This window comes from Ruegeria sp. BHSC043, assembly GCF_059612985.1.
In genome coordinates, this window is sequence record NZ_JBXWRS010000012.1 from 30516 (window position 1) to 54187 (window position 23672).

A 23672-nucleotide genomic window follows, 5' to 3' on the forward strand; every position below is an offset into this window, starting at 1 on the left:
CACCACGGCGCGTTAGGCGCCGCACCGCCCGAGCGCAGCTCGATGGCCGCGTGGACGCTTTACTCGGGTGTCAAAAGCGGTCAGTCTGAACCATCGGCGCGCCGGGTGATCCCCGCGGATCGCGCTGTCACATCATTGTCGTCATTAACGTTCAGATGATGCGTCGACCAATTTATTTCGAGAGGTGCTTCATGACCCTATCCAGCAAATTCGCGATGTCGCGGCGTCAATTCCTGGCCACCACCACGGCCGGCGTCGCCATGGTTTCCCTGCACCCGTTTTCCGCCGCCGCCGCAAGCAATCAGGCGCATCTGCGGATCATGGAAACGACCGACATTCACGTTCACGTCTTTCCCTATGACTACTACGCCGACAAGCCGCGCGATACGGTAGGTCTGTCGCGCGCGGCCTCGATCATCAACCAGATCCGGGCCGAGGCCACAAACTCGATGCTGGTCGACAATGGCGACTTTCTTCAGGGCAACCCGATGGGCGACTACATCGCCTACGAGCGTGGCATGAACGATGGCGACACCCACCCGATCATCAACGCGTTCAACACGTTGGGTTATGATGCCGCGACGCTGGGCAACCACGAGTTCAACTATGGCCTGAGCTTTCTGGAAAAATCGCTGGCCGGGGCGCAGTTCCCGATCGTGCTGGCAAATATCGCCAAGGAACAGGGTGCAAATCCGCGCGCAGACAAGACGCTGGTGCAGCCCTATGTCATCCTCGACCGCGAGATCGAGCTGGGCGATGGCAGCAAGCAGCCGATCCGCATCGGCGTCATCGGCTTCACCCCGCCGCAGGTCATGAACTGGGACCGCCGCCACCTGGAAGGCAACGTGCAGGCCCGCGACATCGTCGAGACAGCCAAAGCCTTTGTGCCCGAGATGAAAGAGCAGGGCTGCGATCTGATCCTGGCCCTGTCGCATTCGGGCATCGGCGCGGCCGATCACGCGGACGGGATGGAGAACGCCTCGGTCCCGCTGGCCGGGGTCGATGGCATCGATGCGCTGGTGACCGGGCACAACCACCTGGTCTTCCCCTCGCCCACCTTCGCCGACCGTGCCGGCGTTGACGTGGACAAGGGCACGCTGATGGGCAAGCCGGCCGTCATGGGCGGGTTCTGGGGGTCGCATCTGGGCGTGCTTGACCTGCTGCTGGAACGCGACGGCAACGAATGGCGCGTGGTCACCACCACCTCCGAGGCCCGGCCGATTTCGAAGCGCAACGAAGACCGCTCGATCACCGCGCTGGTCGAGGACGACCCCAAGGTGCTGGCCTCGGTCGCGCAGGATCACGAGGAAACGCTGGCCTATGTGCGCCGCGCGGTGGGCAAGACCTCGGCCCCGCTGCACAGCTATTTCGCGCTGGTGGCCGACGACCCCTCGGTCCAGATCGTGTCGATCGCGCAAAAATGGTATATCGAAGAGATGCTGAAAGGCACCGAGCATGAGGGCCTGCCGATCCTGTCGGCCGCGGCACCTTTCAAGGCCGGTGGCCGGGGTGGCCCCGAATACTATACCGACGTCCCGGTGGGCGATGTGGCGATCAAGAACGTGGCCGATCTGTATCTCTATCCCAACACCGTGCGCGCGGTTCGCGTGAACGGCGCGCAATTGCGCGGCTGGCTGGAGCGTTCGGCCGGGATGTTCAACCAGATCGAGCCGGGTGCCAAGGATGCGCTGCTGCTGAACCCCGAATTCCCGTCCTACAATTTCGACGTGATCGACGGTGTGACCTATCAGATCGACCTGTCTCAGCCCTCGCGCTTTGGCCCAAAGGGCGAAGAGGTCAACCCCGACGCAGCGCGCGTCGTGAACTTGCAGTTCAACGGTGCTCCGGTGACCGACGACATGGAGTTCATCATTGCCACCAACAACTACCGCGCTTCGGGCGGCGGATCGTTCCCGGGCGCGATGGGCGACACTATCGTGTTCGAGGCCCCCGACACCAACCGCGACGTGATCGTGCGCTATATCGTCGAGCAAGGCACGATCGACCCCAAGGCCGACGGCAACTGGTCCTTCGCACCGCTGGGCGACACCACAGTTCTGTTTGAAACCGGCCCCAAGGCGCGTGATTACATCAGCGACGTCAAAGGGTTGGCGCTGGAAGACGCAGGCGACGGGGCCGACGGTTTCGCGGCCTTCCGCATCACGCTCTGACCGGCGACAGACACCGGATCGGGCGGCCAACCTGGTCGCCCTTTTCTTTTGGCTTGGGGCTGATGGCCGGATTATCAAGCGCGTTGGCTCTAAGCTTATTTTTCAGGCGATGGAGGAAATAGTGCCTGGTAAATGGGCTAACGAGTGTTCTGACCCAATTGCCTCTGCCGGGCTGCGCTGACTCGAGGAAATGGCTGTGGTGCTTTCGCATCCGACAGTCCTCTCGCCCGGAGCTTCCAATTACTTCTTTGTCCGCAATAACGCCCGCGCAAGCGATCGCCGCGCCTCCCCGTGCCGTCGGGCGGGGCGTGGTGTCCGTGGTTGGGCGCGCTGGCCGGACCGAGTTGCAGGACCTGCGCCAGCAAGGGTCGCTGAAGTTGCTGTTTCCACGGCGCGATGGCGCTGACATGCAGGCCGTGCTGGTCAATACCGCCGGCGGCGTCACCGGCGGAGACAGATTTGACCTGTCTGCCACCGCAGGGGCAGATTCGCGTCTGACCATAACCACGCAGGCGGCCGAGCGCGCTTATCGCGCGTCCGGAGCAGCTCCGGGCCAGATTCGGACACATCTGACCGTGGCTACGGGCGGCCAGTTGAACTGGCTGCCGCAGGAAACCATCCTGTTCGATGGTTGCGCGATCGACCGCCGCCTGCGTGTCGATCTGGCCCCCGATGCCAGCATACTGCTGGTGGAATCCCTGATCTTCGGCCGCGCGGCGATGGGCGAGCAGGTCACATCGGCCCACTTCCAAGACCGCATCGAAATCTGGCGCGCGGGCCGTTTGGCCCATCTGGACGCGCTGCGTTTGACCGGTGATCTGGCGGCGGAAATGGCCCGGCCGGGCGTTGGCGACGGCGCCGGCGCACTCAGCAGCCTGATACTGATCCGCCCGGATGCCGCTGCGCATCTGGACCCGATCCGCGCGACCTTGCCTGACACCGGCGGCGTCAGCCTTGTGGGTGATGACATGCTGTTGATGCGCCTGCTGGCGCCCGACGGTTTCGCGCTGCGCCAGACCCTTGTGCCGATCCTGAACCGGCTGACCCGCAATTCCCTACCAAGACCCTGGATGATCTGACATGCAACTCTCGCCGCGTGAAAAAGACAAACTGCTGATCGCCATGGCCGCCGAGGTGGCGCGCAAGCGCCTGGCCCGGGGCGTGCGTCTGAACTACCCCGAGGCCATCGCGCTGATCACCGATGCCGTGGTCGAGGGCGCCCGCGACGGCCGCTCGGTCGCCGACATGATGGAGGCCGGCGCGCAGGTCGTCACCCGCGACCAGTGCATGGACGGCATCCCCGAGATGATCCACGAGGTGCAGGTCGAGGCGACGTTTCCCGACGGCACCAAGCTGGTCACCGTGCACAACCCCATCCGCTGAAGGAGATGACGATGAAATACCTGGGTTTCCTGCCCTTCGCCCTGATGGCCGCACCCGCGCTGGCGCATGACGGGCCGCACCTGCACCCGCATGACTCGGGCACTTGGCTGGTGCTGGTCCTGCTGCTGGCGATCGGCGGCGTCGCATTCTGGCTGAAGGCGCGCAAATGATCCCCGGTGAGGTCATCACTGCCCCCGGCGAAATCGAGCTGAACGCGGGCGCGACGGCGATCACACTGATGGTGGCCAATACCGGTGACCGGCCCGTGCAGGTGGGCTCGCACTATCATTTCGCCGAAACCAATCCGGCGCTGGACTTCGACCGGGCCGCCGCCCACGGCATGCGGCTGGACATCGCCGCCGGAACCGCCGTGCGTTTCGAACCTGGCCAGCGGCGCGAAGTGCAGCTGATCCCGATCGGCGGCGCGCGGCGCGTGTTCGGGTTCAACGGCGCAGTCATGGGAGACCTCTGATGCCAGCCCAGATCAAACGTTCCGACTATGCTGCCATGTACGGCCCCACCAAGGGCGACAAGGTGCGGCTGGCGGATACCGACCTGATCATCGAGGTCGAGCGCGACCTGACCACATATGGCGAAGAGGTAAAGTTCGGCGGCGGCAAGGTGATCCGCGATGGCATGGGCCAGTCTCAGGCAACCCGCGCCGAAGGGGCGGTGGACACCGTGATCACCAATGCGCTGATCGTTGACTGGACGGGCATCTACAAGGCGGATGTGGGCCTGAAGGACGGACGCATCGCCCGGATCGGGAAGGCGGGCAACCCCGACACGCAGCCCGGCGTCGATATCATCGTCGGCCCCGGCACCGAGGCCATCGCCGGCGAGGGCCGCATCCTGACCGCCGGCGGGTTCGACAGCCACATCCATTTCATCTGCCCGCAACAGATCGAGGATGCGCTGCATTCCGGCCTGACCACCATGCTGGGCGGCGGCACCGGCCCGGCGCATGGCACGCTAGCCACTACCTGCACGCCCGGCCCTTGGCATATCGGGCGCATGCTGCAGGCGGCCGACGCCTTTCCGATGAACCTGGCCTTTGCGGGCAAGGGCAACGCCTCGCAGCCGGCTGCTCTGCGCGAACAGGTCCTGGCCGGGGCCTGCGCCCTGAAGCTGCACGAGGACTGGGGCACCACCCCTGCGGCCATCGATTGCTGCCTGTCGGTGGCCGACGAGATGGACGTGCAGGTGATGATCCACACCGATACGCTGAACGAAAGCGGATTCGTCGAAAACACCGTGGCCGCCATGAAAGGCCGCACGATCCACGCCTTCCACACCGAGGGCGCGGGCGGTGGCCACGCCCCCGACATCATCAAGATCTGCGGCGAAACGCATGTGCTGCCCTCCTCGACCAACCCGACCCGGCCCTTTACGGTGAACACGGTCGAAGAGCATTTGGACATGCTGATGGTCTGCCATCACCTCGACAAATCCATCCCCGAGGACGTGGCCTTTGCCGAGAGCCGCATCCGGCGCGAGACCATCGCGGCCGAGGACATTCTGCACGACATGGGCGCCTTCAGCATCATCGCGTCCGACAGTCAGGCGATGGGCCGCGTGGGTGAGGTGCTGATCCGCACATGGCAGACCGCCGACAAGATGAAGAAACAACGCGGGCGCCTGCCTGAAGAAACGGGCGAAAACGACAATTTCCGCGTGCGCCGCTATATCGCGAAATACACGATCAACCCGGCCATCGCGCACGGGCTGGGTACCCATATCGGCAGCATCGAGGAGGGCAAACGCGCCGATCTGGTGCTGTGGAACCCCGCCTTTTTCGGCGTGAAGCCCGAGATGGTTTTGCTGGGCGGCACCATCGCCTGTGCGCAGATGGGCGATCCGAACGCCTCGATCCCCACGCCTCAGCCGGTCTATTCCCGGCCGATGTGGGGGGCTTATGGCCGCTCGGTCGAGCAGGGCGCGGTGACCTTCGTGTCGGAAGCCGCGCAAGAGGACGGCATCGCCGCGCGTCTGGGCCTGGCCAAGCAGACCGTCGCCGTGCGCAACACCCGGGCGATCGGCAAGCGCGATCTGCGACTGAACGATGCCTTGCCCGAAATCGACGTGAACCCCGAAACCTACGAGGTACGCGCCGACGGTGAATTGCTGACTTGCCAACCCGCCGAAACCCTGCCCATGGCGCAACGCTATTTCCTGTTCTGAAAAGGGATGCCCTCGATGCTTGCCACATCACAGAAAATCCGCCGCAACGGTCAGTGGGACGAAACCCATGGCACCGTGACCCTGAACTACGAAGACCGCTTTCTGCGCCGCCGGATGCTACGCACCACCCAGAACGAGGAGTTCCTGGTGGATCTGTCGCAGACGACCTCGCTGGACGGGGGGGACGCGTTCGAACTGGCCGATGGCCGCCTGATCGAGGTGGTTGCCGCCGAAGAGGACCTGTTCGCCGTCACCGGCCCCGATCTGACTCGGCTTGCCTGGCATATCGGCAACCGCCACACCCCTTGCCAGATCGAGCCCGACCGCCTGGTGATCCGCCGCGACCACGTGATCCGCGACATGCTGCTGAAACTTGGCGCGACGGTTCAAGACATCCGCGCGCCCTTCAGCCCCGAAGGCGGCGCATATGGGCACGGGCGGACGCATGGCCACAGCCACTGACCTTGATCTGCTGACGCTGACGCAATGGCTGTCGCCCGCCTATCCGGTGGGGGCTTTTGCCTATTCGCATGGTCTGGAACGACTGGTCCAATCAGGCGCGGTGCGCGATGCGGCCAGCCTGCGGGACTGGCTGCACGACGTGCTGGAACACGGTGCGGGATGGTCGGATGCCCTGTTTCTGACCGCCGCTTGGCGCGCCAAATCCGAGCTTGCCGTGGCCGAACTTGACGATATGGCCCGCGCCTTCGCCGGCCCCTTCGAGCGCAGGTTCGAGACCGCGCAACAGGGCGCTGCCTTCTGCGGTGTGACGGCAGCGGTCTGGGACATCGAACTGACGGATCTGACCTATCCCGTCGCCGTCGGCTGCGCCTCGCGCCACGCCGGTTTGCCGGTGGAACCGACCGCGCGGCTGTTTTTGCATGCGTTCATCAGCAATCTTGTTTCGGCCGCGCAGCGGCTGATGCCCCTCGGCCAGACCGCTGCGCAAGGGGTAGTCCGAGACATGGCGCCCTTGTGCGCACATCAGGCGCACGCGGCGGTGGAGGCCGATCTGTCCGCCCTGTCCGGCACCGCCTTTCTGGCCGAGATCGCGGCCATGCAACATGAAACTCAACAACCAAGGATATTCCGCACATGAGCAGCATGAACGGCCCTCTGCGGGTGGGCATCGGCGGCCCGGTCGGTGCGGGCAAGACCAGCCTGACCGCCGCCCTCGCCCGCGCGCTGCGCGACACCCACTCGATCGGGGTGATCACCAATGACATCTACACGCAAGAAGACGCCGAGGCGCTGATGCGCATGCAGATCCTGCCGCAGGACCGGGTGATCGGGGTGGAAACCGGAGGCTGCCCGCATACGGCGATCCGCGAGGATGCCTCGATCAATCTGGCCGCGGTGGCCGAGATGGTGCGCCGTCACCCCGAGGTCGAGATCGTCCTGATCGAATCCGGCGGTGACAACCTGTCGGCCACCTTCAGCCCGGAACTGGCCGATGTGACGATGTATGTGATCGATGTGGCCGCGGGCGAAGAGATCCCCCGCAAGGGTGGCCCCGCGATCACCCGGTCGGACATCCTGATCATCAACAAGATCGACCTTGCCCCGCATGTCGGAGCGGATCTGTCGGTGATGCAGCGCGATGCGGCCCGGATGCGCGGTGATCGGCCATTCGTATTCACCAACCTGCGGAGCGGTAGCGGAACGAGTGAAATCATCGACCTGTTGGACAAGATCGCCGGCATCGACGCCGGACGGCGTGCAACGGCTTAAGACCAGCAACGCGCCTTTGGACTCTTGCTGTTCCAGACTTAGGAACCTTGCGCGCGAAGGCCAATCCGATGTAACCGGAATCGACCACCGGCGCGGCCCCGCTGACAGCCCGGTGGGAGAAAGTTGCAGCCGGGCCGATCCTGCTTGGGGCCGCCCCATCACCTGAGGACCGCCGGTGAGCCCATTCGTCATCGCGATCATTCTGTCGGCTGCCATCCTGCACGCCGTCTGGAACGCCATCGTCAAAACTGCGGGCGACCGGACGACGACGCTGGGCCTTGTGGCCTTCGGGCATGTGATCCCGGCCAGCGTCATGATCCTTATCCTGCCCTTTCCGGGCGGCGAAAGCTTTGTCTACATCCTTTTGTCCACGGTGGTGCATTTCGGCTATTACTACATGCTGGGCAAAGCCTATCAGCATGGGGACCTCAGCGTCGTCTACCCGATCGCGCGGGGCATCGTTCCTGCGTTGGTGGCGCTGTGGGCCTATCTTTTGCTGGATGAGGTTCTGCCCCTGCAAGCCTGGATCGGCATCGGCCTGATCGCGGTCGGCATCCAGCTCAGCAGTTGGAGCTCGCTCCGGCAAGGGGTCGGCGGCGCAGCGCTGGGGTTTGCGGTGGGTACCGGACTTTGCATCTCGGTCTATTCGGTTGTGGATGGCATCGGGGTGCGGCTGTCTGGAAACACGCTCAGCTACTGGGCTTGGGGAGCGTTTTTACATCTGTTCATCGCCGGATTTGTGGGCCTTCGACGGCGCCAGGTTCTGGCACAGCTTCCGGTGCGCACCTGGGCGATCGGCATCCTGGGCGGTTTCGTATCGATGCTGGCCTATGGGCTGGTGCTCTATGCCAAGAATTTCGCACCGCTGGGGGCGGTCTCGGCGTTGCGGGAAACCTCGGTGATTTTTGCGGCCCTGATCGGCTTCGTCTTCCTGCACGAAGGCTATTGGGTGCGCAGGCTGGGAGCCGCAGTTCTGATGGCGGGCGGTGTGGCGCTGGTTGGGCTGTCGGGTTGAGCCGATCCGTCAGGTGCCGTACCGCGCCATGAACATCTCGACCGCGTTCCTGGCCACTTCGTCGATTTCCTCGTCCGAGAACCGGGTCTGGATCCCCAAGGCCGCCAGCGTCCACAGGCGCACCTTGCACAGTTCGGCGAATTGTTCGGCGGCAAAATGCACGTCATCAATCGCCAGTTCGCCCTTGGCCACGGCTTTTTCCAGGTATTCGGCCATCTGGCGCTGGCCGTTGGCGGGGCCTGCCTCGTAGAACGCCTTGCCCAGTTCGGGAAACCGGTCGCGCTCGGCCACGCAGATGCGGAACACCTGCTGCGCGAAATCCGACACCAGAAACCGGGTCAGATGGGTTGCCGTGATCATCAACGCCTCGCGCACGGGCTTGGTCTCATCGATCATGGCCAACACGTTTTCAGCCATACGGCAGCACTCGGTCTGCGCCACCTCGGAAAACAGAAGCCGCTTGTCGGGGAAATAGCTGTAGAGCGTGGCCTTCGATACGCCCGCCGCGCGTGCGATGTCATCGACGCTGGCGCCTTCGAACCCGTCCGCCATGAAAACCTCACGGGCGCCTTTCAGAACCTGGTCGAATTTCCGTCCGGTACGCACGATGGTGGCGGCTTGGGTCATGGTGTCTCCTTGGCTGGGTGGTGCTGCAAATCTATAAACCGTACAGTTCAGTTTCAACGGTTTTCGACAAGGGTTGAATGCCCGATCGCACCGGATATATTAGAACCATTCTAAAAATGGGGCAGAGATGCGGTTTTTCACCCAACGCAAACACTTCAAGGATCTGACCGAGCAGGAAATCCTCGCGCTTGCGATTTCGTCCGAAGAGGACGACGCGCGAATCTATCGGTCCTATGCGGAAATGCTGCGCCAGGACTATCCGGCGACGGCGAAGATCTTCGACGGCATGGCCGCCGAAGAGGACGAGCACCGCCGTCGCCTGATCGCGTTGCATGAAAAGCGATTCGGCCCGGTCATTCCCCTGATCCGCCGCGAACACGTCGCCGGGTTCTATGCCCGCCGCCCCATATGGCTGGTCGAGAACCTCGGTATAGAGCGCATCCGCGAAGAGGCCGAGATGATGGAGCGCGACGCCGAGCGGTTCTATCTGGCCGCCGCCGCGCGCACGACCGACGCCGCGACCCGTCAGTTGCTGGGCGATCTGGCGGCGGCCGAGGCCGGGCATCAGGCCACGGCAAACGAATTGGAACAGGCCCATCTGGGCCATGACGAGAAAGAGGCCGAGAAGGCCATCGCGCATCGGCAATTCATTCTGACCTGGGTGCAGCCGGGGCTGGCGGGGCTGATGGACGGATCGGTGTCGACCCTGGCGCCAATCTTTGCCACCGCCTTTGCCACCCATGATCCGTGGACGACCTTTCTGGTGGGTCTTGCCGCCTCGGTCGGGGCGGGCATCTCGATGGGCTTCACCGAGGCCGCCTCGGACGATGGCGAGTTGTCGGGCCGTGGCTCGCCGGTCAAGCGCGGGCTGGCCTCGGGGGTGATGACCACGCTGGGCGGGCTGGGCCATGCCCTGCCCTATCTGATTCCGGACTTCTGGACCGCGACGATCATCGCCTTCTTCATCGTGTTCGTCGAATTGTGGGCCATCGCATGGATTCAGAACCGGTACATGGAAACGCCGTTCTTCCGTGCGGCCTTCCAAGTGGTTCTAGGCGGGGCGATGGTACTGGCGGCGGGGATATTGATCGGCAGCGGGTGACACGCGACTTGCGAAGCGGTCAAATCATGTTACCACTTCGCCCATGGTCGATATCTTTCTGCGCACCCTGCCCTTCTTTGCGATCATCGGCCTGGGATACTGGGCCGGGCGAAGCCGGTTCTTCACCGAGGACGCCACGGCCTATCTGACCAAGTTCGTGTTCTACTTCGCGCTGTCGGCGATGCTGTTCCGCTTTGCCGCCACGCTGCCCTTTGCCGAGATCTTCAATGCGCGGCTGATGCTGGGCTATCTGATAGGCACGGCGGGCGTTTACGCGCTGGCGACGCTGGTGGCCTGGCTGCGCGGGCTCGACATCCCCATCGCGGCGGTCGAAGCGCAATGCGCGGCCATCGGCAATGTGGGCTTTCTGGGTCTGCCGATGCTGGCCATGCTGTTCTCCGAGGCCGCCATCGGGCCGGTCATGCTGGTTCTGACGGTCGATCTGGTGGTGTTTTCCTCGCTGATCGTGATCCTGATCAATGGCGGGCGGGATGGTCGGCTGAGCGTCGGGACATTGCGATTGATCGGGCTCGGTTTGCTGAAGAACCCCATGATCGTCTCGATCTCGGCCGGGTTGATCTGGTCGGCTCTGCAGATGCCGGTGCCAGCCCCATTGAACGATTTTCTGACCATTCTGGGCGGCGCCGCCACGCCGGGCGCGCTGTTCGCCATCGGCGCCTCGCTGGCCACCAAATCGGCCGAGCGGGTTCAGATCGCGTTATGGCTCAGCTTTTGCAAACTGGCCGTGCATCCGGCCTGTGTGGCCGTGGTGCTGCTGTGGCTGCTGCCGACCGATCCTTTTGCCGCCGCCGTGGCCATTTCCGCTGCCGCCCTGCCCGTGGCCGGGAACGTCTACATGCTGGCAGCGCACTACGGGGTGGCGCCGCACCGGGCCTCGGCGGCAATCTTCTTGTCGACCCTGGTCAGCATTTTGACCATTCCCTTGGTGATCGCCTGGGTCGGGACCCCCTGAAGCAGGACAAAAAAGCCGCGTTCCCGGCCCGCTGCACTTTACGCGGCGTCCCTTGCCCGTTAGCCATGGCGCAAAGCCAACGTAAGGATGATGCCAGATGGAAACCCTTTCCGTAAACGCCTGTTTCGGTGGCGTGCAGGGTGTGTACCGCCACGCTTCAGCGGCGTGCCAGTGCGACATGACTTTTGGCCTGTTCCTACCGGCCGAGGCCAAGGACGGCCCGGTTCCAGTCTTGTGGTATCTGTCGGGACTGACCTGCACCCATGAAAACGCGATGGTCAAGGCGGGCGCGCAGGGCTGGGCCGCAGAACAGGGCATCGCACTGGTCTTCCCCGACACCTCGCCGCGCGGCGAGGGGGTCGCCGACCACGAGGATTACGATCTGGGCCAGGGTGCCGGGTTCTATGTGAACGCCACCCAGACCCCCTGGGCCCCGCATTTCAACATGTGGGACTATGTGGCCGAAGAGTTGCCCACGCTGCTGGTCGAAAACTTCGCCATAGACGGCGACCGCCAGGCCATCACCGGACATTCCATGGGCGGCCACGGCGCGCTGACGCTAGCGATGAACCTGCCGGGCCGGTTTCGGTCGGTCTCGGTCTTCGCGCCGATCTCGAACCCCACGGCCAGCGATTGGGGCCGCAAGCAGTTGAGCGCCTATCTGGGCGACGACCCGGCCGCCTGGGCCAAACATGACGCGACGCTGATGATGAAGGAAAAGGGCTTTGACGGCCCAATCCTGATCGACACCGGCACCCACGACCAGTTCATCGACCTGCTGCGCCCCGAGGCCCTGGCCCAAGCCATCGCCGAACGCCGTCAACAGGCGACGGTCCGGCTGCAGCCGGGCTATGATCATTCCTACTTTTTCGTGTCCACCTTCATGGAGGACCACGTCACCTTCCACGCCGAAGCCCTGTACGGAGACTAAGGGATGAGCGAATACGACTATGATCTGATCATCATCGGCTCGGGCCCATCGGGCCGCGCGGCGGCGATTCAGGCGGGCAAGCTGAAACGCAAGGTTCTGGTGGTTGACCGTCGTGACCGTTTGGGCGGCGTGTCGGTTCACACGGGCACGATCCCGTCGAAGACACTCCGCGAAACGGTACTGAACCTGTCTGGCTGGCGCGAGCGCAGCTTTTACGGCCGTTCGTACCGGGTCAAGGACCAGATCCGCGCCGAGGACCTCAAGGCCCGGCTGCACATGACGTTGGACTACGAGGTTGACGTGCTGGAACACCAGTTCAACCGCAACCACGTTGAAACCATGGACGGCGTGGCCCGTTTTGTCGGCCCGCACGAGATCGAGGTCACCGCCGATGCGGGCGACACCACCCGCCTGACGGCCGCGAAATTCCTGATCGCCACCGGCACCAAGACCTATCGCCCCGATTACGTGCCCTTCAACGGCAAGACCATCGTTGATGGCGACGAGTTCCTGGAAATGGCCGAGATCCCGCGCTCGCTCTGCGTGATCGGCGCAGGCGTGATCGGGGTGGAATATGCCACGATGTTCTCGGCGCTCGACGTGCGGGTGACGTTGATCGAACCGCGCGAGACTTTCCTGGATTTCATCGACAAGACCCTCATCCAAGAATTCACCCACCAGATCCGCGAAAACGGGGTGGACCTGCGCCTGGGCTCGGCCGTGGAGAAGATCGAGGACGCCGGCAAGCATGTCGAGGTCACCATGGCCAATGGCCGCCATGTCCGGGCCGAGATGCTGCTGTTTGCGGCGGGCCGCATGGGCAACACCTCAGCGCTGAACCTCGAAGCGGTTGGAATCGAGACCGACCACCGCAACCGCATTTCGGTCGACCGTAAGACCTATCAGACCTCGGTACCGCATATCTATGCCACCGGTGACGTGATCGGCCATCCCTCGCTGGCCTCGACCTCGATGCAGCAGGGCCGCGTGGCCGCCTGCCACGCGCTGGACACCCCCACCCTGCCCGAAAGCCCGTGGTTCCCCTATGGCATCTACTCGGTGCCCGAAATCTCGACCTGCGGCATGTCCGAGGAAGAGCTGCAGGAACGCGGCATTCCCTATGAGGTGGGCGTGGCCCGATTCCGCGAAACCTCGCGCGGGCATATCATGGGGCTCGAGCACGGGATGCTGAAGATGCTGTTCTCGCTGAAAACCCGCCGGGTGCTGGGCGTGCAGATCGTCGGCGAGGGCGCGACCGAGCTGATCCACATCGCCCAAGCGGTGCTGAACCTGAAGGGCACGGTGGACTATTTCGTGCAGAACACCTTCAACTATCCGACCCTGGCCGAGGCCTACAAGATCGCCGGGCTCGACGCCTTCAACCGGATGCCGATCCCGGACGAGTTCAAGGTCCGCAAATCGGACACGCCCGAACCAGCAAAGTTGGCGCCCAAAAAGGCCAAGCAGGCGTGACGACCCTGTATGTCGATGGCGACGCCTGCCCGGTGAAGGCCGAGGCCGAGCGCGTCGCCACGCGGCACAAGGTGCCGATGGTCGTGGTCGCGAATGGCGGGCTGCGCCCGTCGGCCAACCCGATGGTTCAGATCGTCACCGTGGCGCAAGGCGCGGACGAGGCCGACAAGTGGATCGCCGAGCGGTGCGGCGCGGGCGACATCGTCATCACCTCGGACATCCCGTTGGCCGCCAGATGCGTCGAGGCCGGCGCGCGGGTGCTGCGCCCCAATGGCGAAGCCTTCACCGCCGCCAATATCGGCCAGCAACTGGCGATGCGCGATCTGATGGCGGATCTGCGCGCCGCCAATCCGCTGGGCGCCGGGGGCGGTGGCAAACCGTTTTCCAAGGCCGACCGGTCGCGGTTTCTGGACGCGCTCGAGCGCGAGATGCGCGTCGCCCTGCGCGGCTGAGTTTGGCCTTGCATCCCGCCCGGCGGGTTGGTTCAGTCGGCCGAAAGCGCAACACAAGCAAACAGGAAATTTCATGCCCGTAGAAGCGGTCGTTTTTGACATCGGCAACGTTCTGATCGAATGGCAGCCCGAGCGGTATTATGACCGCGTGATCGGCGAGGACCGGCGCCGCGAGATGTTCTCGGCCGTCGACCTGCACGGGATGAACGACCTGGTCGATCAGGGGCATCATTTCACAGAAACGATCTATGCCTGGGCCGAGAAATACCCCGAATGGCGCGACGAGATCCGCATGTGGCACGACAACTGGATCGAACTGGCCGCGCCCGAGATCCCGCATTCGGTCCGGCTGCAGCGCGCGCTGCGGGCCAAAGGCGTGCCGGTCTTTGCGCTGACCAATTTCGGGGTGCAGAATTTCGACTATGCCACCACCGTCTATCCGTTCCTGAACGAGTTCGACCGGCACTATGTCTCGGGGCGGATGAAGATGGTGAAACCGCATGTCCCGATCTACCAGATGGTCGAACAGGATTGCGGCCTGCCGCCCGAGACGCTGCTGTTCACGGACGACCGGATCGACAACATCGAAACCGCCCGTGGCCGTGGTTGGCAGACCCACCATTTCAACGGCCCGCAGGGCTGGGCCGAAAGGCTGGTGGCCGAAGGTCTGCTGACCCCGGACGAGGCCGCCTGATCCTAGGCGGCCACGGGCTGCGCGGGGCGGTTCTCGCGTATCGGCAGGTGCACGATCGCGCTGAAGGCGCCGACGGCCACCCCGATCCACCAGACGACAGTATAATCGCCGTAGATGTCATACATCCGTCCGCCCAGCCACACGCCCAGGAAGCCTCCGATCTGATGGCTGAGGAACACCACGCCGTAAAGCGTGCCCATGTAACGCAGGCCGTAAAGATGCGCCACCAGCCCCGATGTCAGCGGCACCGTCGCCAGCCAAAGCGAGCCCATCACGATCGAGAACACGATCACCGACATGGGCGTGATCGGCAGCAGGATGAAAGCAGCGGCCGCGACGGTACGCGCCGAATAGATCGCAGCCAGCAGGTATTTCTTGGGGAAGTGGTTACCCGCCCACCCGGCCAACAGGGTGCCCCCGATATTGGCCAACCCGACCAGCGAGATCGCCACCGCCCCCAGCGCCGAGGTGGTGGTGATACCCATCGAATGCAGCACGCCACCGGGCTGGATCGGGCCGCACATCTCGGTCACAAAGGCCGGGAAATGCGCGGTGATGAAGGCCAGCTGATACCCGCAGCTGAAAAAACCCAGGAATATCAGCGCATAGGACGGGTCGCGGAAGGCACGGCCCAGGATCTGGCCCATGCTTTCTTCCAATTCGGCCTTGCTGACCTGCGCGGGCGCGCGCATGAAAGGCAGCGTCAGCACAAGGGCCAGAATGGTAATGGCAAAGATGATGAACACCTGCTGCCAGGGCAGGAAGGTCAGCATCCATTCAGCCGTGGGCGCGCCGATCACCTGCCCGAAGCTGCCCGCCGCGGTCACGATCGCCAGCGACATCGAGCGGTTCTGGTCCGTCGAGGCCCGCCCGACCACCGCCAGCACGACGCCAAAGCCTGTGCCCGCGATACCGAAGCCCACCAGCCAGGCATAGAGTTGATGCCCGAAGGGCGTGACGGACCAGGCCGACAGGACCATCCCCGCCGCATAGGTCAGCGCACCAAGAATGATCGCCCGCCGATCGCCCATCTTCTCTGCGATGGCGGCAAAAATCGGCTGGCCGATGCCCCAGGCCAGGTTCTGGATCGCGATGGCCAGCGAGAAATCGGTGCGCAGCCAGCCGAACTCCTCGGCGATCGGAATCTGGAACACGCCGAACGAAGCGCGCACGGCAAAGCTGACCGTGATGATCACGCATCCGACGATCAGCACCGGGTTTAGCAGACGGGCGGTTGGGGTCATGGGGCCTCCGGGTTCAGCCCGCCGACAGTATCCGCTTGGGCTCGCTCGTCAATTCAGGAGTTTTGCGGTCACGATTAACCAAAATTGATGCGTGCCGGATGATGCCTTCTTTTCAACGGCGCGGGCGGGCGCTATGGCTCGGGCCATGACCGACATGATCTCGTTGTACGAGGCCCGCGTTGCCGATGGCACCCTGAACCGCGACGACGCGCAAGAGGCCGTTCTGCCTCAGTTCGAGCGTATCCGGGCAGCACTGGCCGCGCCGGTGAAACGCGGGCTGTTCCGCAAGGCACTGCCGGCGCCCAAGGGCTTGTACCTGTGGGGCGGGGTGGGGCGCGGCAAGTCCATGTTGATGGACATGTTCGTCGAAACGCTGGGCGATGTTCCGGCCCGGCGCGTCCATTTCCATGCCTTCATGCAGGAAATCCACGCCGGCATGCACCAGGCGCGCGAAACCGGCGTGCAGGATGCGCTGGCGCCGGTGGCGGCCTCAGTCGTGAAATCCGTGCGTCTGCTGGCCTTTGACGAGATGCAGATCACCGACATCACCGACGCGATGATCGTCGGGCGGCTGTTCGACCTGCTACATGCGGGGGGCGTCGTCGTTGTGACCACCTCGAACCGTCATCCCGACGATCTGTACAAGGATGGCCTGAACCGGCAGCTGTTCCTGCCTTTCATACACCACATCAAGCAGCAGCTCGAAGTGTGGGAGCTGACGTCGCCCACGGATTACCGGCAAAACCGGCTCGAAGGCTCGCCGGTCTATTTCACACCCATCGGACCCGAGGCGCGGGAGAAGATCCGGGCCGTATGGGCCGACCTGTCAGGTGGACCGGCCGAACCATTGACCCTGCACGTCAAGGGGCGCGAGGTGGTGTTGCCCGCGTTTCGCAATGGTGTGGCACGCGCCTCGTTCTATGATCTGTGCGGTCGGATGCTGGGGCCGGGGGATTACCTGGCAGTCGCCGAGGCGGTCAAGGTGCTGGTGCTTGAGGACATCCCACGCCTGTCGCGCAACAATTTCAACGAAGCCAAGCGGTTCGTGACCTTGATCGACGCGCTGTACGAGGCGAAAGTGCGGTTGGTCTGTTCCGCGGCGGCGGAGCCCGAGATGCTATACGTCGAGGGCGAGGGAACGTTCGAGTTCGAGCGCACGGCTTCGCGTCTGCGGGAAATGCAAGACAAGGATTGGGGGAAATAGGGGGCGCTGCCCCCGTCGCGGCAGGGCCGCGACTCCCCCGGGATATTTTCAGCCAGATGAAGCCTTAGCCGTTTTCGCGCAGGATGTTCCCCGCGAGATAGAGCGAGCCGCAGATCAAGACCCGGGCCTGTGGATCGCGGGCGGTGATCGCGGCCAGCGCCTCGGCCACGCTGTCGGTGGTGGTGGCGGGCAGGTTCACGGCAGTCGCGGCGGCGGCGGTTTCCGCGGCAGGGAGCGTGTTGGCTTCACCAGGGATGGACACGGCCGTCAGGGAGCTTGCCCTTTCGGCCAGAGGCGCGAGGTAGCCGGTTACGTCCTTGGTGTTGAGCATGCCGCAGATCAGGTGCGTCGGGCGCGGCGGCAGTTTGGCCAGGACATCCGCCAGCGCTTGCCCGGCGGCGGCGTTATGGCCGCCGTCTAGCCAGAGTTCGGCCCGGGGCGCCTGTTCGACCAGCGGGCCGGTCTTCAGGCGCTGCATCCGGGCCGGCCATTCGGCCCGGGTGACCGCTGCCTCGTAGGCCTCGTCGCCCAGGTCGAGGTGGCGCAGGACCGCCAGTGCGGCGCCGGCGTTCTGGATCTGGTGGGCGCCCAGCAGGTTCGGCAGCGGCAGGTCGCGCAGGCCGGTTTCGTCCTGATAGATCAGGCGGCCACGTTCCTCGTGAGCGTGCCAGTGCTGTCCGTAAGCCAGAAGCGGTGCGCCGAGGCGGGCGGCGGTGGCCTCGATGACCTCCATCGCTTCGTCCGGCTGCGGGCCGACGATGCAGTGCACGCCACGTTTGATGATGCCGGCCTTTTCGGCGGCGATCTTGGCCAGCGTGTTGCCCAGGAACTGTTCGTGGTCGATCGAGACTGGGGTGATTACCGTGACGGCGGGTTTTTCGATCACGTTGGTGGCGTCGAGCCGTCCGCCAAGCCCGACTTCGAGCAGCGTGTAGTCGGCGGGTACGCGGGAAAACGCCATCAGGGCTGCGCAGGTGGTGATCTCGAAATAGGTGATGTTCTCGCCGCCATTCGCGGTGTAGCACTCATCCAGAACGGCGGTCAGGTCGGGCTCCGAGATCAGCTCGCCCGCCAAGCGGATGCGCTCGTGAAAGCGCGCCAAGTGCGGCGAGGTATAGGCATGGGCCGTCAGCCCGGCCCCTTCCAGCCCGGCGCGGATCATCGCCTGGGTCGAGCCCTTGCCGTTGGTGCCGGCGATGTGGATCACCGGGGGCAGCCTGTCCTGCGGGTTGCCCAAGGCTTCGAGCAGACGCCAGACGCGGTCCAGGGTCAGGTCGATGATCTTGGGGTGCAGCGCCATCATCCGGTCGAGGATGACGTCGGATGTGGGCGCGGTCATTTCTTGGGCTTGTTTTCGGCAGGCTTGGCCTGCGCATCGGGCTGTTCGGTTGCGCCCTCTTTCGGGGCGGGCAGATCGCCTTTGACCGCCGGGGGAAGCCCCATCAGCATCCGGGTGATCGTGATCAGCTCGTCCCGCAGCTCGGTCCGTTTGGTGACGCGGTCCAGCATGCCGTGATCCAGCAGGTATTCGGCGCGCTGGAAGCCTTCGGGCAATTTCTCGCGGATCGTCTGCTCGATCACGCGGGGGCCGGCGAAACAGATCAACGCGTTCGGCTCAGCAATATGCACGTCACCCAGCATCGCGTAGGAGGCCGTCACGCCGCCGGTGGTGGGATGGGTCAGAACCACGATGTAGGGCAGGTCGGCTTCTTTCAGCATCTCTACCGCAACCGTGGTGCGCGGCATCTGCATCAGGCTGAGGATGCCCTCCTGCATCCGGGCGCCGCCGGCGGCGGAAAACAGGATCAGCGGGCGCTTGAGCTTTACCGCCTCTTGCGCGGCAGCGATGATGGCGTTGCCGACATACATTCCCATCGACCCGCCCATGAACGAGAAATCCTGCGCCGCGGCCACGATGGGGGTGCGGCCGATCTCGCCGGTGGCGACCAGCATCGCTTCTTTCTCGCCGGTCTTTTTCTGCGCCGCCTTCATGCGGTCGGGGTATTTCTTCTGATCGCGGAACTGCAGCGGGTCATCCTTGGGCGCGGGCACCGCGACCTCGGAGAAAATGCCACCGTCGAACAGATGCTTGAACCGTTCGCGCGGGGTGATCAGCATATGGTGTCCACACTGGGTACAGACATTCTGGTTGTCCGCCAGTTCGCGGTGGAACAGCATCGTTCCGCACTCGTCGCATTTGTGCCAGAGATTCTCGGGCACCTCACGGCGGGAGAAAATCGAGTTGATCCGGGGGCGGACGTAGTTCGTGATCCAGTTCATGTCGGAACCTTGCTGATGCGGGTTGCAGTCAAATAAGACGCTACGGAAGGAAATGCAATCAGCGCCTGAGCGCAAGTCGAGCCGTCAGCCACCCGACGATCATCACGCCGAAGTCGACAAACAGCCATTGCCGGAGAAACCCGGTATCGGACATGTCGAACGGCAGGTGAAACAACGCCAGCCCCCCAAGGCTGTCGGGCAGGGACACGATCAGCAATGCCGTGACATTGTTGGCGAAATGCAGGGCGATGGCCGGCCCCAAGGTTCCGGCGCGGGCGGTCAGATCGGCGCTGAGCACACCGAACACGCAGGCCCAGACCGCAACCAGCGCCGCGTTTTCGCCGGCGGTATTGGGCGCATAGTGGCCGGCCGCGAACAGAACCGCGGGAACGCCAATCCAGATCACGGGTGAACGAAACCGTGCCGCCAATGACTGTTGCAGGTAGCCGCGGAACAGAATCTCCTCGGCGCTGGTCTGGATCAGGACTGCGGCCAGAGACAGCGGCAGCAGACCCAGCCACAGACCGACCGGCAGGTTGGGTTCGAACGAAACGCCCATGCCATAGGGTGGCAGCAGCAACAGCACGACCCCCAGGACGAGCAGCGCGCCCAGAACGCGCCAGAACTGCGCCACCGCCTTGCGCCGGGGCCCGATGACGGACCACAGGCTGCGATTCTGGAACTGGCGGACGGCAAGCGCCACGGCCAGCGTGACAAAGCCGAAACTGAACAGCAGGATCAACACCGCCATCGGCGACGCGCCGCTTTGGAACCCGGACACCTGGTCTGGCGGGGCCAGGCCGACCACGGCGGCGAACAGCACCAGGTTCAACGCGACGACGGTCGCGACGACCAGGGCCACCCCGCCGAACAGCCGCCACAAGGCCGCATGAGCGCGCACCGGGGCGACCAGCGCCTCGTGTGCCGCATAGGCGCGTGTCACTTCGCCGGGCTCGGTCATCCGCCAGCCCCGGTTTCGACCTCGGGGGGAAGCTCGATATTCGCCGCCAGGAACCGTTCGGATACCGAGGTCAGATAGCCCGCAACCGTTTCCAGCAGGCTGACCGCAACCGTGGGATCGCTTTCGATGACGGCCCTCAGTTCCTCGGCGCCGATGCGCAGGAACGAACAATCGGTCAGGGCGACAAGATCCAGTTGCCGGGGCGCGCCGGTAATGATCGACAGATCTCCGATCAGGCGTCCGGGCTCGACGGTCGAGATGCGGCGCTTTTCGCCGTCGGGCATCGACCATTCCAGGCTGGCCTGGCCGGACACGCACAGATAGGCCGCATCGGGCGTCTGCCCGCGCGAGAAGATGACCTGCCCGGCCGCCGCGTCGTACCATTTTGCCGAAAAGGCCAAGAGCCGCTGGTTGCGGCCATCCAGTCGTGAGAACAGTTCGGTGGCGGCAATCACCTTCAGCTTGCGGGTGAAGTCATCCGAAGCGCCTTCCTCGACCGGCAGGGCCGCCCGAGAAACCCCGTCAATGCGCCCGTCCTTGATCTCGAGATACAGGTCATAGGCCTCGGGGTGGGAAAAATGATCCTCCATAAAGATCATGATCGAATCGGGCAACAACTGCCGCAGTTTCATGCGGGTCTGATGCCGGCTTTCGGAATCGTGACTGGCCAGCACCTTATCCAGGATCAGAATATCCGGCCGCTTGATCGCGGCGCGGGAAAAGGCCGCCCTTTCCTGGAACACCGTCGGCAAGTTGGCCCCGCCCAGACCGGTGGACAGATCATAGATGATGGCCGCCAGCCGCCGTCGTAGCCCGGCCTCGTTCAACACCTCGGCGACCACGTCCTCGATGTCCCGGTCGTGACTACCCGCGGTCAGCGACACGCGGCCGTAGATGGCATTTTCCATCACCGTCAGGCGCGGGACGTAGACATCCGGCCCGACCTTGACGAACAGCCCGTCGAACGACTGGTGCAGGCTGTCGGCGTGGGTCTTGCGGATCTTCAGGATCTTGTCCTTGTATTCCTCGGGAAAGCTCGGCCCGATCTGTTCGGCCGTCAACATGAACGGCACCGTCAACAGCAAGGCCTTCTCGCCCTCCGACAGGCTGTCTTCGCCCTGGCTGCGGCGGCGCTCCTCGATGTCGAGCAGCCGGTGATACAGGTCCTTGGACAGCCCCAGGCGCAGGAACAGAGGATGATCGGCGCCTTCGCGGCCGAAGGTCTGGTTCAGCGTGTCCAGAACGGCGCTGGCGATGCTCAGCGCATCGCGATCCAGCTCATGCGCCCGAAGCATTTCCAGAAACCGGGCATCCCCGGCCAGTAGGTCTGCGGAAATGTCATTCAGAGGCGACGCAAACAACAGGTTTCCCCCCAGCGGAACCGCCGGGTTGAACTGGTCTGGGTCGAACCGAAAGATATATTTGTCCAGCCCCTTTTCCCTAAGCCGTTCGGCGACCTTGGGCCGCAGCCGGACAATTTCGTCGGCTAGGGCCGGATGCTGCCGGGGGTCGAACTGCGACCGCAGCGTGCGGCGCAGCATGAATTCGTCGATCCCCATCGCCTCGACCAATTGGAACCACCAATCCCGGATGTCTTCAACGCTGTCCAGACCCGCCAGGCTGGGATCAACCCAGTCATCGGACAGTGAATCGGGCAGATTGCCCGACCGGGCCGCTTCGATCGCGAAGCGCGATGGCACTTTGCCATCCTCGGTTTCGTACTGGGGATGCGTGCGCAGGGGCATCAGCAGGTTGTCGCCCAAGGTCCCGCTGAACAGGTAGGGCCGCGAATGCGCGTATCCGATCCGGGCGGCGATCACGGCCTGGTGCAGCTCGTCCAGCTTGTGTCCCGACAGGGTGACCTCGCCCTGGGCGGGCAAGACCTCACGCGTGAGCAGCTCGGCCAGGGCGCGCCGCTCAGATTCGTGCGAGGCCTTGATCGCCACACGCGCCTTGCTGGGAATGGTCAGATCGATATCTTCCAGAACGATCTTTCCGTCCTCGTCCCGCACGGTGACGTTCTTCAGTTCGATGTCGCCATGCAGATGCGGGATGGCGTCGGGTTCACCTTCGAACAGCTCCTCGGGGATCATGTTGTCGGGGTTGAAGCGTTCGGTCACGACCTGCCAGCGCAGCGACATGTCCTGAACCTGGTTGTAATAGGTCAGAAGATCGCGCCAGGGGCCGCTGAGGTCCTTGTAGGCGCCCAGTGCCGCAACCAGCGCCCCCACCGTGACCTTGCCGGTGATCGCCAGATACCCGCCGATCGAATAGAACAGGAAGGGTGTGATCTGGGTGATCAAGTTGTTGAGGAATTTCATGAAGAACTTCTTGTTGTAGATCTTCACGCGAATCTCGAACAGGGTTCCCAGCCGATGGCTGAACTGGGCCAGCCGATACCGCCAGCCGCCATTCACCCGCAGATCGCTGATACCGGCTGCGGTCTCGCCGATCTCGGTGCTCAGGTGCCGGATTTCCTGGATGCGCTCCTTGTTCAACAAGTTGATCTGGCGCTGCAGGCGCGGGATCAGCCAGGCCTGCAACGGAATGAGCGCAATCGCGGCCAGCCCGAACCACACGCTCTGCATGAACAGGAAGGTCACGATGGTCATCATCTGGCCGAACTGGAAGACCGGCTGGGCGATGGCATCGCCCATCAGCCCGCCCAGCGGCTCGGCCTCGGCGGTGATCATCGACACCAGCTCGCCCTGGCTGGTCGAAGAGAAATAGGGTTTCGGAAACTTCAGCATCCGCCGGATCAGGGTGAACCTTAGGCGGCGCAACATGCGTTCGGCCACGATGCCCTTCATCGTGTTGATCCGCATCTTCATGATGCCGCCGGCGATCACCGTTCCCAGAAACGCAAGGCACAGGATCATAAGGTACTGAACTTGCGTCACCGTCACGCCGAAAAACGTCACCGTGTTGCCCGTGGCACCAATTGCGTCGTTGATGATCCGCTTGGGCAGCTCGAGTGAGGCGTAAAGGAATGGGAAGGAAATCACGGTCAGAAACAGAAGGATGAACTGCTGTTTCTTCGAATGCTTCCAAATAAATGCAAAGAGGGTGGGTTCCATGCCCGGCCTTGTCTTGAAGTTTTGGACTGCGGCCCGTTGCAAAGGTTCCACTGCGGCCGGGTGCCTGACGGTAAGCTTTGGCCGGAGCCATTTCAAGAACACCCGAAAAATTGTTCCGCCCACCCCGCGTCACCGCGAATTTTGCCGCACCCCGCACGAAGGCGGGTTTATCC

Annotated in this window: 23 protein-coding genes; 17 read left to right on the plus strand and 6 right to left on the minus strand. The window is 63.8% G+C overall.

Annotation, left to right across the window (positions count from 1 at the left end; genetic code table 11):
- Nucleotides 1–191: 191 nt before the first annotated feature.
- The 10 genes from AC2FMM_RS15220 (at nt 192) to AC2FMM_RS15265 (ending at nt 8481) form a co-directional block, all read left to right on the plus strand.
- Nucleotides 192–2171, plus strand: a complete 1980-nt coding sequence (locus AC2FMM_RS15220) for a bifunctional 2',3'-cyclic-nucleotide 2'-phosphodiesterase/3'-nucleotidase (RefSeq protein ID WP_496797011.1) — start codon at nt 192–194, stop codon at nt 2169–2171.
- Between the two features lie 311 nt (nt 2172–2482).
- Complete coding sequence (locus AC2FMM_RS15225) at nt 2483–3250, plus strand: urease accessory protein UreD (protein WP_496797012.1); 768 nt, start codon at nt 2483–2485, stop codon at nt 3248–3250.
- 1 nt (nt 3251) lies between these two features.
- The gene (locus tag AC2FMM_RS15230; RefSeq protein ID WP_496684206.1) at nt 3252–3554 is read left to right on the plus strand and encodes an urease subunit gamma; all 303 of its coding nucleotides are present in this window, start codon (nt 3252–3254) and stop codon (nt 3552–3554) included.
- 11 nt (nt 3555–3565) lie between these two features.
- Nucleotides 3566–3724 carry a hypothetical protein gene (locus AC2FMM_RS15235; RefSeq protein ID WP_496685513.1) on the plus strand — a complete coding sequence of 53 codons (159 nt, stop codon included), beginning with the start codon at nt 3566–3568 and terminating at the stop codon, nt 3722–3724.
- Nucleotides 3721–4026, plus strand: a complete 306-nt coding sequence (locus AC2FMM_RS15240; RefSeq protein WP_170341542.1) for an urease subunit beta — start codon at nt 3721–3723, stop codon at nt 4024–4026. The genes AC2FMM_RS15235 and AC2FMM_RS15240 overlap by 4 nt, the downstream gene beginning before the upstream one ends.
- On the plus strand, nt 4026–5735 hold the full coding sequence (ureC, locus tag AC2FMM_RS15245) for an urease subunit alpha (protein ID WP_496711971.1): 1710 nt from the start codon (nt 4026–4028) through the stop codon (nt 5733–5735). The genes AC2FMM_RS15240 and ureC overlap by 1 nt, the downstream gene beginning before the upstream one ends.
- Nucleotides 5736–5750: 15 nt before the next feature.
- Nucleotides 5751–6197: an urease accessory protein UreE gene (locus tag AC2FMM_RS15250; RefSeq protein ID WP_496684212.1), complete on the plus strand. Its 447-nt coding sequence runs from the start codon at nt 5751–5753 to the stop codon at nt 6195–6197.
- Nucleotides 6181–6834: an urease accessory protein UreF gene (locus tag AC2FMM_RS15255; protein ID WP_496797013.1), complete on the plus strand. Its 654-nt coding sequence runs from the start codon at nt 6181–6183 to the stop codon at nt 6832–6834. The genes AC2FMM_RS15250 and AC2FMM_RS15255 overlap by 17 nt, the downstream gene beginning before the upstream one ends.
- Entirely contained in the window at nt 6831–7466 is a 636-nt protein-coding gene (gene ureG, locus AC2FMM_RS15260) for an urease accessory protein UreG (protein WP_496684218.1), read from the plus strand. Before AC2FMM_RS15255 ends, ureG begins: the two co-directional genes overlap by 4 nt.
- A gap of 175 nt (nt 7467–7641) precedes the next feature.
- Complete coding sequence (locus AC2FMM_RS15265) at nt 7642–8481, plus strand: EamA family transporter (protein WP_496684220.1); 840 nt, start codon at nt 7642–7644, stop codon at nt 8479–8481.
- A 9-nt stretch (nt 8482–8490) separates the two neighbouring features.
- Here the strand turns inward: AC2FMM_RS15265 and AC2FMM_RS15270 are convergent, their stop codons facing one another.
- A complete protein-coding gene (locus AC2FMM_RS15270) occupies nt 8491–9108 on the minus strand; it encodes a TetR/AcrR family transcriptional regulator C-terminal domain-containing protein (protein ID WP_490362398.1) in 618 nt (205 codons plus the stop codon).
- A gap of 127 nt (nt 9109–9235) precedes the next feature.
- Between AC2FMM_RS15270 and mbfA the strand changes: the two genes are divergently transcribed.
- From mbfA to AC2FMM_RS15300, 6 genes are all read left to right on the plus strand, one after another.
- Nucleotides 9236–10210, plus strand: coding sequence for an iron exporter MbfA (gene mbfA / locus AC2FMM_RS15275; protein WP_496711967.1), 975 nt, complete (start codon nt 9236–9238; stop codon nt 10208–10210).
- 43 nt (nt 10211–10253) lie between these two features.
- Nucleotides 10254–11183, plus strand: a complete 930-nt coding sequence (locus AC2FMM_RS15280) for an AEC family transporter (RefSeq protein ID WP_496797014.1) — start codon at nt 10254–10256, stop codon at nt 11181–11183.
- A 97-nt stretch (nt 11184–11280) separates the two neighbouring features.
- Nucleotides 11281–12114: an S-formylglutathione hydrolase gene (gene fghA, locus AC2FMM_RS15285; RefSeq protein ID WP_496797015.1), complete on the plus strand. Its 834-nt coding sequence runs from the start codon at nt 11281–11283 to the stop codon at nt 12112–12114.
- A 3-nt stretch (nt 12115–12117) separates the two neighbouring features.
- The gene (gene sthA / locus AC2FMM_RS15290) at nt 12118–13587 is read left to right on the plus strand and encodes a Si-specific NAD(P)(+) transhydrogenase (protein ID WP_496684038.1); all 1470 of its coding nucleotides are present in this window, start codon (nt 12118–12120) and stop codon (nt 13585–13587) included.
- The gene (locus tag AC2FMM_RS15295; protein WP_496797016.1) at nt 13584–14039 is read left to right on the plus strand and encodes a YaiI/YqxD family protein; all 456 of its coding nucleotides are present in this window, start codon (nt 13584–13586) and stop codon (nt 14037–14039) included. Before sthA ends, AC2FMM_RS15295 begins: the two co-directional genes overlap by 4 nt.
- Before the next feature lie 73 nt (nt 14040–14112).
- Nucleotides 14113–14733, plus strand: coding sequence for an HAD family hydrolase (locus AC2FMM_RS15300; RefSeq protein WP_496797017.1), 621 nt, complete (start codon nt 14113–14115; stop codon nt 14731–14733).
- A gap of 2 nt (nt 14734–14735) precedes the next feature.
- Here AC2FMM_RS15300 and AC2FMM_RS15305 read toward each other — a convergent pair whose 3' ends face one another.
- Nucleotides 14736–15977, minus strand: coding sequence for an MFS transporter (locus tag AC2FMM_RS15305; RefSeq protein WP_496797018.1), 1242 nt, complete (start codon nt 15975–15977; stop codon nt 14736–14738).
- Nucleotides 15978–16122: 145 nt separating this feature from the next.
- Here AC2FMM_RS15305 and zapE point away from each other — a divergent pair, with 145 nt between their 5' ends.
- On the plus strand, nt 16123–17181 hold the full coding sequence (zapE, locus tag AC2FMM_RS15310; RefSeq protein ID WP_496797019.1) for a cell division protein ZapE: 1059 nt from the start codon (nt 16123–16125) through the stop codon (nt 17179–17181).
- Between the two features lie 64 nt (nt 17182–17245).
- Here the strand turns inward: zapE and AC2FMM_RS15315 are convergent, their stop codons facing one another.
- Genes AC2FMM_RS15315 through AC2FMM_RS15330 form a run of 4 tightly spaced genes read right to left on the minus strand, consistent with a single transcriptional unit; the run spans nt 17246 to nt 23499 of the window.
- A complete protein-coding gene (locus AC2FMM_RS15315) occupies nt 17246–18520 on the minus strand; it encodes a bifunctional folylpolyglutamate synthase/dihydrofolate synthase (RefSeq protein WP_496797020.1) in 1275 nt (424 codons plus the stop codon).
- Nucleotides 18517–19461 carry an acetyl-CoA carboxylase, carboxyltransferase subunit beta gene (gene accD / locus AC2FMM_RS15320; RefSeq protein ID WP_496711961.1) on the minus strand — a complete coding sequence of 315 codons (945 nt, stop codon included), beginning with the start codon at nt 19459–19461 and terminating at the stop codon, nt 18517–18519. The genes AC2FMM_RS15315 and accD overlap by 4 nt, the downstream gene beginning before the upstream one ends.
- Nucleotides 19462–19519: 58 nt before the next feature.
- Complete coding sequence (locus AC2FMM_RS15325) at nt 19520–20422, minus strand: CPBP family intramembrane glutamic endopeptidase (RefSeq protein ID WP_496797021.1); 903 nt, start codon at nt 20420–20422, stop codon at nt 19520–19522.
- Nucleotides 20419–23499: a cyclic nucleotide-binding domain-containing protein gene (locus AC2FMM_RS15330; RefSeq protein ID WP_496742552.1), complete on the minus strand. Its 3081-nt coding sequence runs from the start codon at nt 23497–23499 to the stop codon at nt 20419–20421. Before AC2FMM_RS15330 ends, AC2FMM_RS15325 begins: the two co-directional genes overlap by 4 nt.
- Nucleotides 23500–23672 lie beyond the last annotated feature (173 nt).